This window comes from Epilithonimonas tenax DSM 16811 (assembly GCF_000428485.1).
Classification (GTDB): domain Bacteria; phylum Bacteroidota; class Bacteroidia; order Flavobacteriales; family Weeksellaceae; genus Epilithonimonas; species Epilithonimonas tenax.
Genome location: NZ_AUAA01000061.1, coordinates 1 through 13,030, shown reverse-complemented (window position 1 = coordinate 13,030; position 13,030 = coordinate 1). Strand labels below are relative to the sequence as shown.

Annotated in this window: 15 protein-coding genes, 1 tRNA gene and 1 pseudogene; 8 read left to right on the top strand and 9 right to left on the bottom strand. The window is 37.7% G+C overall.

Annotated elements, in window-relative coordinates:
• The coding region (locus F564_RS19545) for a transposase (RefSeq protein WP_034981877.1) at window positions 1–221 on the top strand (221 nt) is incomplete at its 5' end.
• 111 nt (window positions 222–332) lie between these two features.
• Here F564_RS19545 and F564_RS0116520 read toward each other — a convergent pair.
• From F564_RS0116520 to greA, 7 genes are all read right to left on the bottom strand, one after another.
• Window positions 333–406: transfer RNA gene (locus F564_RS0116520), tRNA-Met, on the bottom strand.
• Between the two features lie 46 nt (window positions 407–452).
• Window positions 453–1,733: a peroxiredoxin family protein gene (locus F564_RS0116515; protein ID WP_028123587.1), complete on the bottom strand. Its 1,281-nt coding sequence runs from the start codon at window positions 1,731–1,733 to the stop codon at window positions 453–455.
• 58 nt (window positions 1,734–1,791) lie between these two features.
• Entirely contained in the window at window positions 1,792–2,013 is a 222-nt protein-coding gene (locus tag F564_RS0116510; protein ID WP_154656905.1) for a hypothetical protein, read from the bottom strand.
• 16 nt (window positions 2,014–2,029) lie between these two features.
• Entirely contained in the window at window positions 2,030–4,009 is a 1,980-nt protein-coding gene (locus F564_RS0116505; RefSeq protein WP_028123585.1) for a hypothetical protein, read from the bottom strand.
• 75 nt (window positions 4,010–4,084) lie between these two features.
• Window positions 4,085–5,260, bottom strand: coding sequence for an ATP-dependent Clp protease ATP-binding subunit ClpX (gene clpX, locus F564_RS0116500; RefSeq protein ID WP_028123584.1), 1,176 nt, complete (start codon window positions 5,258–5,260; stop codon window positions 4,085–4,087).
• A 48-nt stretch (window positions 5,261–5,308) separates the two neighbouring features.
• Window positions 5,309–5,698 (bottom strand): HIT family protein, encoded by a 390-nt coding sequence (locus tag F564_RS0116495; RefSeq protein ID WP_028123583.1) that lies wholly within the window; start codon window positions 5,696–5,698, stop codon window positions 5,309–5,311.
• Between the two features lie 59 nt (window positions 5,699–5,757).
• The gene (gene greA, locus F564_RS0116490) at window positions 5,758–6,225 is read right to left on the bottom strand and encodes a transcription elongation factor GreA (RefSeq protein WP_028123582.1); all 468 of its coding nucleotides are present in this window, start codon (window positions 6,223–6,225) and stop codon (window positions 5,758–5,760) included.
• A 98-nt stretch (window positions 6,226–6,323) separates the two neighbouring features.
• On the opposite strand from greA, the gene F564_RS0116485 reads away from it, so the two are divergent.
• The 6 genes from F564_RS0116485 (at window position 6,324) to F564_RS0116460 (ending at window position 11,217) form a co-directional block, all read left to right on the top strand.
• Complete coding sequence (locus tag F564_RS0116485; protein WP_034981876.1) at window positions 6,324–6,782, top strand: hypothetical protein; 459 nt, start codon at window positions 6,324–6,326, stop codon at window positions 6,780–6,782.
• A gap of 14 nt (window positions 6,783–6,796) precedes the next feature.
• Window positions 6,797–7,246: a D-aminoacyl-tRNA deacylase gene (dtd, locus tag F564_RS0116480; RefSeq protein WP_028123580.1), complete on the top strand. Its 450-nt coding sequence runs from the start codon at window positions 6,797–6,799 to the stop codon at window positions 7,244–7,246.
• Between the two features lie 48 nt (window positions 7,247–7,294).
• On the top strand, window positions 7,295–7,810 hold the full coding sequence (locus F564_RS0116475; RefSeq protein ID WP_028123579.1) for a TlpA family protein disulfide reductase: 516 nt from the start codon (window positions 7,295–7,297) through the stop codon (window positions 7,808–7,810).
• A gap of 270 nt (window positions 7,811–8,080) precedes the next feature.
• Entirely contained in the window at window positions 8,081–9,169 is a 1,089-nt protein-coding gene (dinB, locus tag F564_RS0116470; protein ID WP_028123578.1) for a DNA polymerase IV, read from the top strand.
• Window positions 9,170–9,254: 85 nt separating this feature from the next.
• A complete protein-coding gene (locus F564_RS0116465; protein WP_228373923.1) occupies window positions 9,255–10,766 on the top strand; it encodes an alpha-amylase in 1,512 nt (503 codons plus the stop codon).
• A 52-nt stretch (window positions 10,767–10,818) separates the two neighbouring features.
• The gene (locus F564_RS0116460; protein ID WP_028123576.1) at window positions 10,819–11,217 is read left to right on the top strand and encodes a VOC family protein; all 399 of its coding nucleotides are present in this window, start codon (window positions 10,819–10,821) and stop codon (window positions 11,215–11,217) included.
• Window positions 11,218–11,295: 78 nt separating this feature from the next.
• Here the strand turns inward: F564_RS0116460 and deoC are convergent, their stop codons facing one another.
• Complete coding sequence (deoC, locus tag F564_RS0116455) at window positions 11,296–12,039, bottom strand: deoxyribose-phosphate aldolase (protein WP_028123575.1); 744 nt, start codon at window positions 12,037–12,039, stop codon at window positions 11,296–11,298.
• Window positions 12,040–12,148: 109 nt separating this feature from the next.
• A complete protein-coding gene (locus F564_RS0116450) occupies window positions 12,149–12,619 on the bottom strand; it encodes an Lrp/AsnC ligand binding domain-containing protein (RefSeq protein WP_028123574.1) in 471 nt (156 codons plus the stop codon).
• 236 nt (window positions 12,620–12,855) lie between these two features.
• On the opposite strand from F564_RS0116450, the pseudogene F564_RS21310 reads away from it, so the two are divergent.
• A pseudogene (locus tag F564_RS21310) lies at window positions 12,856–13,030 on the top strand (IS982 family transposase); the annotation flags it as partial.

Sequence of the window (13,030 nt, the reverse complement as noted above, 5' to 3'; positions counted from 1 at the left end):
ATTGGTTTAAAGAAGTGGAAGAATCAGGATTTAAATCTTTCTCAGTACTCAGGAAAACCATAATGATCCATTACAAAGACATTCTCAATTATTTTGAGAGAAGAAGTACCAATGCTTCCGCCGAGTCATTCAATGCTAAAATAAAAAACTTCAGATTGCAACTAAGAGGTGTGCGGGATAAAGCATTTTTCTTGTTTAGGTTGTCTAAGCTTTTTGCCTAGCCCCCAAGTTTTGGAATTGATCCCTATTATCTCTATCTGGAGCAACACTTGAAATCAGACAAAACCAAAATAAAAAACTCTCTTCTTATTTAAAAGAAGAGAGTTTTCTTGTAGCGAAGACGGGAATTGAACCCGTGACCTCAGGGTTATGAATCCTGCGCTCTAACCAACTGAGCTACCTCGCCATTTTTGTGGTGCAAATATAGGGATATTTTACATTTCCACAAATTTTTAATTAACTTTTAAGTAATCTAATACATCACCTACGTGATTAGGCTTGCTAATGATTTTATTATCAGCATCTAACACAAAATAAGTTGGTGTTGCAACAATGTTATAAGTTTCACCATAAGAGCTGTACCAACCCTTTCCTTCAGAATCATTGATCCACGGATAGAGATTAGCTTTGTTCCTAAACTCATCCAAATTACTATCCAAAGAAAATCCAACGATCTCTATGTTCTGTGCTTTTAGCGTCTCATATTTTTCTAGAAGCTTCGGTAATTCGGCCTCACAGTGCGAACACGTAGAAGACCAGAAAACGACGATCTTCTTGGAAGCCTTGATATCATAAAGAGATTTAGCTTTGCTATGAATAGGATTTACGAAACGATTATTAGGCATCTTGGCGCCAAGCTCCGTGTTCTTGCTCGCTTTGATCGTGGAGGCCAATCTGTCGTTGATGGTACATTTTAGATGATTGGCTTGTGTCAGATATTTATCTTTAAGCTTATCCATACTGTAACTGTTAAATATCTCTATAAGTTCAGATAAAATAGTCTGTCCTCTAGGTGTTTCAAGATTAACAGCTTCCAACAATTTATCTACACTGGCTTCCACATTGGATTTCGAAACATTAAGAAAATTGATAAGGGACGGTTTTAGAATGGTAGAAGTTTCTAGATATTCACCGGATTTTGAATAGAAATTAATGAAATCTTCAGGCTTTAACTCTGTTGCTTTCTCCTGAACAGAATATTTCTGATTCTTCTGATAATAATCTAGAAAAGGGTGTGATTCATACTGCTTCACATCAGTCTTTGACAGCAAACCAATCTCACTATCCAAAGATTTAAAAAATTGATCAGACGGCTTGTAATACTCTTTGATCTGTATCAATGCAGGAAGGATCAGATCCTGTTTTTTTTGAAGTTCAATTTCATTACTGAAAAGTTGATTGACCTGATCTTCAAAAGCCACATTAGCAATCTTATTCTTAGAATCTAATTCAATTTTGAAGCTAATATCCTTGTTTTCTGCAACCATATTCACAGATGAATTAGATTTCTGAAAAAAGGCTCTCATCATGCCCACATATTTCTTATCGACTTTAAAAGATGCCGTGTTACCGGAAGTTTTGGCTTTGGCGTATAGGATCTCTTTGGATCCGTTAAAACCGTATAAATATACCTCTGAATCTGATAAATATGCGGGAATGCTAACCTTAACACCGAATTGTGCAAATGTGAATGCAGACCAAAGCATACTGCACGTGAATAATACTTTTTTCATAAAGTAAAAATAAAAAAAACCCACTAAAAAGTGGGTTTAAATTATTAAAATATTTTTTTTATTCTAAAATTCTTTGTTTTTGCTTGAACGCAACTATAACAATCAAACTTACTGCTGCGAGAAACAAAATTAAGGTGTACTCATCTATCGGAGATGCGGGATAACCACCAATATCTCCAGATTCCGGATTTTCCGGTGGCGGTGGTACAGATTGAGCAAAACTTAGTACACCTGCCAATAAAAACAGTATGTAATAAGTTTTCTTTACTAAAATATTCATCATCATATTTTTGTGTTTAATTATTAATTTTTTTGATTACAACTTCCCCTTTATCAGATACTGCTTTCACCAAGAAAACACTTTTTGATTGGTAGTTGAGTGGAATGGTATAATCTGAACCTGTAGAGATCATCGACTTTGAGTTCAAAAGCTGTCCAGCTACAGAATACACTTCAACACTTGCTTTAGTCCAGTTTTTGGCAAATCTTACGACCCATTGACCATCTTTCTTAGCAATAATAGTTTGCGAAGTATTGACATTATCTGTTCCCAATGTACCACCTTCAGGCATTTCATAATATAAACCCAAATTCTGTGATCCAGTTAAAGAAACACCTTCACCATCTACAATTTTAACGAATTGCCCTTGTGGATTTTTAAAATAAAAACTCTTACCATTGGATAAGCCTTCAGAAGCTACTCTTTCTCCTTTCTCATACACTTCAAATTTCAACTGATATGGCTGATCTGGATAATTCACATAAAGAGGAATTTCTTTTGATTTAAAATCTGTTTCATTAGCTTCATTGATGTAAAGCTTATCTGGATAGTTGATATTTTCGCCACCATTGGAGTTTTCTTCTTTGGTGTATATTTTTTTATCATTAGGAGAATAAGCTTGCAACAAAGTCGTTACTGGATTATAACCCGTTGTAGCAGACGGTGCTACGGCATAATACGTTCTTTCAATTTCAGATCCGTCAAGATCATACATTACAACCGCAACCTGTTTTACAATCTTATCTGCGGGGATCCCATTATCTTCGGTCGCATTTTTAGCAGCTGAAACTGAATATGCTACACCATCAGCCCTAGAAGTGCCTTTGAATCTTCTTGTCTTTGCAAGGTTAATCTTTTGGGTGGTACCTGAGTTGTCACTTAATTTTAACATAAACTCACCCATTGGTTTTATTACCAACCTGTTGGGGGTAATATCACCCGCTTGAAAAGCACCTCCTGATGTTTTTGCGGCAATAAAATTCATTCCGTATGAAGTCCCACTGAAATTATTGGTGATCTGACCAGAAGTATAATAAGCTATGCCTTCAATATTGGGAATATAATTACCATCACTTGCAAGACCTCCCTCAGCTGTTGCTATAAACTTCAAATCAATATTGGTAAGAAATGGGTTGGCGAGCTGATACAAGTTCAAACCATAATCTGCAGCCCAAGTTGGCTGTTTGAGTCTAAATGGATCATCTAAGTAACTATAATATCTTTCTCCAAAATAATTAGCAGCACTACCATTGTAACCAAAACTACCAGCATAACCGCCGTATAAGTTCATTTCTACATTTGAAACGGTCAAATCAGAGGCAGGAGTTCCTGTAAAGGTCTTTTTCTCTGTATTTGGCACCCAGAAATAGGTATTATCAGCTCTTCTTCTTGGAAGGATATAATAATTCATAGGCCCACCAATCACATCTGTATCAGCACCGCCTACAATCTGATCAAAACGTGCCCTTTCATTATTCCACTTGAATACTGAACTTGGGTTGAATCTTCCTGACAAAGTGTTTCCGCCATTGGTCAGATTAAGATTTCCATTTCCAAAAGCGTTTTTTAGATCTGCATAAGTAAAGTTGAAGAATGGCAATCCGGTCTGTTGTCTTCCAGTTGTACCATTAACGTAGTCTGCAGTATATTCTTTGTTGACCTTTCCAGTGATATTACCTTGTGTAACACCTGTTATATATAACTGCCCATAATCTGTAATAGAAGCTAGTCTTATATTAAAATTAGCACTTGTACCTAGGTCAATTTTTGGCTCTGTCGCAGCTACTCCAGTAGCTGTACCACTTATCATTACGTTCCCGGAATTGTTAACAATGGCGTTTCCTGCAGTTTGAAGCCCACCACCATTATAAAATAAAGTCTGTGATTGGATCGTTACTAAAGCAGAATTTCCGACATAGGTAAGCACCTGTGAAAAGGCACAACCGTAGAATAGCAATGAATTTACTAAAAATAATTTTTTTGTCATCGTGTTCATATAATTTGTGTGTTTATTATGCAAAGATATAATTTTTTAAATAATTAAAAAAAAATAATATCATTATTAAAGATTTTATAATATTGACTCTATTGTAACTTTCTCATTGTTTTCAATATTAAACATATAATCCTCCAATACTTTTTCTGTCGTACCCCGCAATCCTCTAGCTCCTAACCCTTTACTCATCGTATCTTCTACAATTTCCGCAATGGCATTGTCTGTAAATTCCAGACTTACATTATCCATTTTGAAAAGTTCTGTAAATTGATTTATGATGGAATTTTTTGGTTCTTTCATAATCCTTACCAAGACCTCTTTCGTGAGTTTCTCAAGATAAGTAATGATCGGAAATCTTCCCAGTAGCTCAGGGATCAGGCCGAAACTTTTAAGATCTATGGCATTGATCTGACTGAGGATGTAATCTGCATCATCAGTTTTTTCTAATTTATCTTTTGAAAAACCTATCGCCTGCTTGTTAAGTCTTCTTTCAATAATCTCTATCATGCCATCAAAAGCACCACCAGCAATGAAAAGAATATTCTGAGTATTGACCTGAATATATTTCTGATCCGGATGCTTACGGCCTCCTTGCGGCGGTACATTCACAATACTGCCTTCCAAAAGCTTCAGCAATCCCTGCTGGACACCTTCACCAGAAACGTCTCTTGTAATACTTGGATTATCGGATTTTCTTGCGATTTTATCAATTTCATCGATGAAAACAATCCCTTTCTCTGCTCTTTCCACATCATAATCTGCTACCATCAGAAGCCTGGAAAGAATACTTTCTACATCTTCTCCTACATAACCAGCCTCTGTAAGAATTGTAGCGTCCACGATACAGAAAGGGACATTCAGTTGCTTGGCAATGGTTTTCGCCAACAATGTTTTCCCAGTCCCTGTTTCGCCAATCATAATGATATTGGACTTTTCGATCTCCACCTCACGATTTTCGTCCTGCGCGTGAAGTATTCTTTTATAATGATTATAAACAGCAATTGACAACTGTTTTTTAGCCTGATCTTGCCCAATCACGTATTCATCCAAGAAAGCTTTTATCTCTCTTGGTTTTTTCAATTCTTCGAGAGACGACGCCATGGAGGCTTCCGTAGGCACTGCTGCACTGTCTTTCACAATGAGGTGTGCTTGTTCTATACAATTTTCGCATATAAAGCCATTCTGACCGGAAATTAGAATTTGCACTTCATTCTTTTTTCTTCCGCAAAATGAACATTGATTTGGATTCATAAATATCTTGAATTCTGTTAATTAAAAAAAAGAAGTCTGAAACTTCTTTTATGCACTGATTATGGTTTGTTGAATTTGTCTGTATTCTTCCGGGCTTAATTTCAATCTTGCATTTTTAAAATTAAGATCATCTATACTGTTGAGCGGTACAAGATGAATGTGCGCGTGTGGCACTTCCAAACCAACTACTGCAATTCCCACTCTTTTGCAAGGAACCGCTTTCTTGATTTGCTTTGCAATATCCTGTGTAAAAGCCCATAGCTCTTTGTAATCCTCAGAATCCAGATCAAATATAAGATCTGTTTCCTTTTTTGGGACTACCAAAGTATGACCTTTTACCAATGGCATTGCATCTAGAAAAGCGATATGCTTTTCGTCCTCTGCCACTTTGTAACTTTCTATTTCGCCACTGATGATTTTAGAAAAAATACTGCTCATAACCTTAAAAATTGAATTGCCAAAACCCAGCAATTATCAAACCAATTTGATCTATTTTTTTACAAAGAAATTTCTAACACTTCAAAAGAAAGTTTGTTACCGTTGGGCAAAACGATATCAGCAGTTTCACCTACTACTTTCCCCAAAAGGCCTTTGGCAATTGGCGTATTTACCGAGATTCTTCCGGACTTGATATCACTTTCGTTATCAGGAACCAGAGTGAATTTCTGCTCGCCTTTCGTCGCATTATTCTTCAGTCTTACAGTTGTAAGGATAGACACTTTGCTAAGATCCAACTGGGTAACATCAATAATCTTTGAAGTGGAGACAATATCTTTCAGTTTAGAAATTCTCATTTCCAGCATACCTTGTGCTTCTTTTGCAGCATCATACTCTGCATTTTCCGACAGGTCACCTTTATCTCTTGCTTCAGCTATTTGCTGCGTTATTTTTGGTCTTTCTATGGTTTCAAGTTGTTCTAGTTCAGACTTCATTTTGTCCAAACCTTCTTTGGTTACGTAGTTCATAACAATAAAATTTATCGTTTGTATAAAAAAATAATCCGACCTTTGCCGGATACTATTTTGTCTCGAATTGAGTTTACAAATATATAATTTATTTTCAAATGAAAATTAAAAAAAACATATCTACTTTCACATTATTGCTGGCTTTCAGTTTATTAACTTTCACTAATTCCTGCAGCGAAAGGAACGAAACCGTCAGCTGTTTTCCCAATTCTGCAATCTCCGTTCAATTAAATCTCACTCTGCCTTCCTATTACAAACTGCAAAATGTTGGCGGTTGGGTGTATATCAATGAGGTGGGCTCTGGATCAAGAGGATTGATTGTCGTTAGAATCAGCAGTGGGTTCAAAGTCTATGATAGAAATGCACCACACATCTGTCCCGATACAGACACCACGCTGGAAGTCAAAAATGACACCACGGTCTATTGTCCGAAAGACAAATCAGAATGGATACTCATCACCGGACAGCCTGGTAACAACAGTGTTGCAAAAATAGCCCCTAAGACCTATGCCTACAGTTACGACTCGAATTCCAACTCCTTGTCTATCTATAACTAATTTTTATTGCAATTATGAAAATTGTACTCCAACGTGTTTCCGATGCCCATGTCAAAGTTGATGGCGAAATGGTGGGAAAAATAGGCGCCGGATTGATGCTATTAGTCGGCGTAGATGAAAACGATGAAACATCAGACGCCGATTGGCTGGTGAAAAAAATTCTGGATGTGCGCGTTTTCTCGGATGAAGATGGAAAAATGAACCATTCTGTAAAAGATACCAATGGCGAAATCTTATGCATCAGCCAGTTTACCCTAATATCCGATTATAAAAAAGGAAACCGCCCTTCCTACATCAAAGCTGCAAAACCAGACAAAGCCATCCAGCTATTTGATTATTTTAAAGACGAGCTGAAAACTTCCGGACTCAAAATAGAAAGCGGCATCTTTGGTGCAGATATGAAAGTGTCTTTGAACAATGACGGCCCAGTGACTTTGGTTTTTGACAGCAAAACCAAACTCTAAGCTCAATTCGTTATTATTTCATAACTTCGTTCATCAAAATTTAAAAAAATGAAGAGGATTTTAATTTATTTCTTATTAATGGTTTTCCAATTTGGATTTTCTCAGCAAGTTCCAAAGGTCTTGAAAACCAAATTTTCCATAGAAGCCTTAGCTCAGAAATTACAGGATAAAAGTGGGAAAGAGATTTCTATCAACGAGATCCTGAAACAGCACAAGGGCAAAATAGTCATCTTAGATTTCTGGGCAGGCTGGTGCAAAGACTGTCTCAAAGCGTTACCGAAGGCCAAAGAGCTGGAAGCCAACAACCCTAATGTCAATTTCGTTTTTCTTTCTCTGGAAAGATCGCAGGACGGATTTTTGAAAAGCCTGGACAGATTCCAGATGACAGACAAAGAGAACTATTGGTTTGCATCCGGCTGGAAAAATGATTTCAATAATGACGTGGACCTCAACTGGATTCCTCGGTACATTGTGGTAGATCAGAAATCAGCAATTGCAAAATATTATGCGATCACACCAGATGATCCAGAAATACAATCTACGATAGACAAGCTCACCAAATAACATGACCGTCCCGAATATTTTCGGGATTTTTTTTGACTCAATTTGTTGTAATCATTTTTATACGTCAATATGGATATCCGCTATTCGTCATCTTGTTTATTTTAACATAAGGTCAAATAAAGAATTTGACTGACTTGCCTTTTTTAAGATACCCAAAGGCATAAACTTAACCAAGAAATATAAAGTGTCTGCAATGGATTACTCCTGGCGGAAAATCAGAAATTATGAATTAAAAATCCTGACCTATAAATCTCAATTCTATTCCATCTCATGCAACCTCAGCGCAAAATAATCCATGTAGATATGGATGCTTTCTATGCCTCCGTAGAGCAACTCGACGATCCAAGTTTGCGTGGCAAAGCCATTGCCGTTGGTGGTGGCCACCGTGGTGTAGTGGCGGCCGCGAGTTATGAAGCAAGGAAATTTGGCGTAAAATCTGCAATGCCCAGCAAAACAGCCAGAGAAAGATGTCCACATCTCATCTTTGTAAAACCGAGATTCCAACGGTACAAAGAAATATCTGTCAAGATCAGAAAGATTTTCCACGAATACACAGATCTTGTAGAACCGCTTTCCTTGGACGAAGCCTACCTGGATGTTACCGAAAACAAAAAAAACATAGAATCTGCCAACGATATCGCCAGAGAAATTAGAAAACAGATTTTTGAAGAAACTGGGCTTACGGCTTCGGCCGGCATTTCCGTCAACAAATTTCTGGCAAAAGTGGCCTCCGACATCAACAAACCAAATGGACAGAAAACCATACATCCCACCAAGATTGATGGGTTTTTGGAAAACCTCCCGATCGAGAAATTCTATGGCGTGGGCAAAGTGACCGCCAATAAAATGCACACCTTACACATCTTCAAAGGTTCTGACCTGAAAGCCAAATCTCTGGACGAACTGGAAAAGCACTTCGGAAAATCCGGAAGCTATTATTACAATGTCGTTCGTGGCATCCACAATGGCGAAGTGAAACCCAACAGAATCCAGAAAAGTGTTGCCGTGGAAAGAACATTCTGGGACGATATCAATGAAGATGAAGAGATCGATCAAAAACTGAAATCTCTAAGTCTGGAATTGGAAGAACGTATCAGTAAAAGAGAAGTCAAAGGCAAAACGCTCACCCTGAAGATCAAATACAAAGACTTCACACTCTACACAAGAAGCAAAACGCAAGATCACTATTTTGAAAATGCGGAGAAATGCTACAACACTGCAAAACAACTTTGGGAACTGAGACCTTTTGATAAAGCCATCCGGCTGCTAGGACTATCGTTATCCAACCTCAATACCGAAGAAAAAAAACACGTCTCCGTACAGCTGAAAATCCCCTTCGAGGCGTTTGACAACGATTGATTTGCAGGTTGCCACTTCGTCTATAAATCTATTTATTGGAAAACCAATCATTGTCGCACCTTCCTTGGCTTGATATTTTCTATAGTTGAAAAATCAAATCAAACAATCTGAAAAAATCTACATTCTTATGAACGGAACTATGATCCAGTTTTTCCACTGGTACACAGAAGGAGACTCATTCCTCTGGAAACACGTAAAAGATTCTTCTCAATACCTTGCCGATCTGGGCATCACCGCAGCGTGGCTTCCGCCTGCTTACAAAGGCATTACGGGTGGCTATTCCGTAGGGTATGATCCCTATGACCTATTCGACCTGGGAGAATTTGACCAAAAAGGAAATACCACTACCAAGTACGGCTCAAAAAACGACTATTTGGCCGCTACCAAAGCACTGAAAGAGAAAAAAATACAGGTCATTGCCGATGTTGTACTGAATCACAAAGCCGGTGGCGATGAGCTAGAAAAATTCCAGGCGATAAAGGTGGACGAAAACAACCGGGACAAAGTCATCTCTGATGTGGTAGAGATAGAATCTTTTACCAAATTCACTTTTCCCGCAAGAGGCGATCAATATTCTAATTTCAAATGGGACTTTACATGCTTCACAGGTGTAGATTATGCCGAAGGAATGGATCCCGGGATCTACAGGATCATTAATGATTTTGGTGAGGGATGGGATCACATCATAGACGATGAGAAGGGAAACTATGATTACCTGATGTACAATGACATAGAACACCGGAATCCCTTCGTACGCGAAGAACTGAATCACTGGGCAAAATGGTATCATGACCTGACGGATTTTGATGGTGTCCGATTAGACGCCGTGAAACACATCTCACCAGATTTTTATAAAGAATGGCTCACGCTGCTTAGATCAAACACAGGTAAAGACATCTTTGCCGTTGGAGAATATTGGGCACCCGGGTTCTTACCATTGTTGGAAGCATATATCGATTCGACAGAAGGTTGCATGAGTCTTTTCGATTCTTCCCTTCAGAACAATCTGCATACAGCATCTAAAACGCCGGATTATGATTTGAGACAAATTTTTAACGAGACATTAACAGCGTCTCATCCGGACAAAAGCGTAACGGTCGTCGATAATCACGATACACAGCCGCTTCAGGCTCTGGAAGCACCAGTAGAAACCTGGTTCAAACCATTAGCCTATGCTTTGATCTTGTTACGGAAAGATGGTTACCCCTGTGTTTTCTATCCGGATCTTTACGGAGCGAGCTACAAGGATCACGGTAAAGACGGTAAGGCGTATGAGATCCATCTTGAGAAAGTAGATGCGATAGAAGAATTAATAAAGGCAAGAAGAGATTATGCTTATGGTAATCAGAAAGATTATTTTGAAGATGCGCATTGTCTGGCTTGGATCCGTGAAGGTGACGATGAACATTCTGGTTGTGCGGTTGTACTCAGTAATAAAGAAGCCTACCACAAACCAATGGAGATTGGAAAACGGTATGCCGGACAGACTTTCTATGATTTCACAGGACATCTTCAGGACAAAATCAATATTAATGAAAATGGCTGGGCAGATTTCCCTTGTCCCGCTGGGAATGTAAGTGTTTGGGTGGCTGAATAAATTGTTGAGATAAAACATTTACATTTGATGTACTAAAAAAATCAAAAAATAAATGGAAAACGCACACAAAACACCAAAAGTAACCGGCATCGGTGGTATCTTCTTTGGTTCCGATGATCCGGAGAAAACCAGAGATTGGTACGAGAAGAATCTAGGTTTTGACGTGACAGAATGGGGCGCCACTTTTGAATCCAGAAATATCAATGATCCAGATGAGATCCATTCTACACAATGGAGTCCTTTCCAAAGTGGCAGCAGTTATTTCTCGCCATCAAAAAAGGAGTTGATGATCAATTACCGCGTTCAGAACATCGAAGGGCTCGTGCACAACCTAACGGAAAATGGGGTTACGGTGCTGGATGACATAGAGGATTCTGATTATGGTAAATTTGTTCACATTTTGGATGCCGACGGCCATAAGGTTGAACTCTGGGAACCTTCTGTGAAATAAAAAATAAATGCGGCAACCTACAAAAAACCTCCCGGAAACATAATCTCTGGGAGGTTTTGTATTTACAAGCAAAAATCTTTAGTATCCAGCTTCAGCTTCGCCTGCTTCAAGAAGTGCTTTTGCAGCGGAAGTTCCTATTCTTTGGATTCCTAAGATGATCATTTTTTCTGCATCTTCGGGTGTTTTTACGCCGCCAGCTGCTTTTACGGGAAGCTGACCTGCGTTGTCCAGCATAATTTTGACTCCTTCAAAAGTGGCTCCGTTTGGCTGACCGCCTTCCGTGACATAAAAGCCTGTGGACGATTTTACAAAGATCTTAGAATAGTCTTTTTCTTCGAAGTTAGCTTGAGCCCACTTCCAGATGTTGGCAGTGAGATCCGCAATTTGACGGTCTGTAAGTGCAGCAATTTCTATGATCCATTTTACAGTTTTATCAAAATGCAATCCCAACTTTGTTCCTTCAATGAATTCTTTTTCAACCAGCTCCAATTTGCCAGATTTAAAAGCCTCATAATTGATCACATAATCCAACTCATCTACACCATCCAAAACAGCTTGGTTGACTTCGGCAAGCTTTTCCTCCAATGTATAAGTTCCTTCGTGAAAACCAATCACCGTTCCTACCAGAACTTCTGAGTTTTTGGACACCAGATAGTCCTTGATAAGTTTCACATAATTGGGGCGGATCATGACTTCCTTGAAGTGGTAAGTCATAGCTTCATTGGTCAGTTCTTTTACTTTCTGCAAGGTTTGCTCCTCTGTTAAACCAGATTGTGCAGGAGTTTTAAGATATGTAGAGTCTAAATATTGATTAATTTCCATAACCAGATTTTAATTTATTACCGGCCCAAGAGCAGGCCATTTCTATCAGTACAAAATTAAAAAAAGGATACAAATAACTGGCATCCTTTTTTGATTATATCATTTTTTGTCAAACTTTCAGCTGTCTGCTAATGCTTTGTTCCAAAGAAATAAAGGTTTCTGTTCTTGTCACCCCTTTCAATTTCTGGATCTTATTAAGAATTTCCATCAGGTGGTCATTATCCTTGCAGAGTACTTTTAGGAAAATCGTGTAATTCCCTGTTGTGTAATGCGCCTCTACCACCTCGTTGACCAGGTTCAGGTTTTTAATAGCATCCTGATAATGACTGGGCTGCTCCAGGAAAACCCCGATGTAAGAAACCACTTTATAGCCTATTTTTCTTGGATTAAGAAAAGATATAGAATTTTCTATAACACCAGCCAGTTCTAACTTTTTAATTCTTTGATGAACGGCAGTTGTAGAAATACCAACATGTTTGGAAATATGTGCAAGAGAAGTTTTAGCGTTATCCATCAACATGTGAACAATCTCTTTATCAACTCCATCTAAATGATAACCAGATTCAGAAGCACTCTTCATAATTTACTTTTTAATTTTTAAATTTATTATAAACAATTTACAAAAAAACGAAATATTTTAATAAAAGTTACAAATAAAAATTTGAAATCAATTTTCAATTAAAATAATCGTTTATCGTTTTTTATTTGGTTGTAAAAATATAGAAAATAATATGAAATACCCGTAGTGCATTATAAAAAAGGTTACTCATAATACGAAAATTTCGTATATTGTATTGACTATCAATCTAATACGTTATGAATAACCTAGATGCAATTTACGATTTTATTTTAAAGGAATTAAGAAAATTAACCATCAAAGAAAATTTTTATTTCAAACCAATTAAACCAAAATTATCTGATTTAGAGCTCATTGCAATAAATATTTCTGCGGAATATTTATCGATAGATTCAGAATATCAGTTGTTTAGAT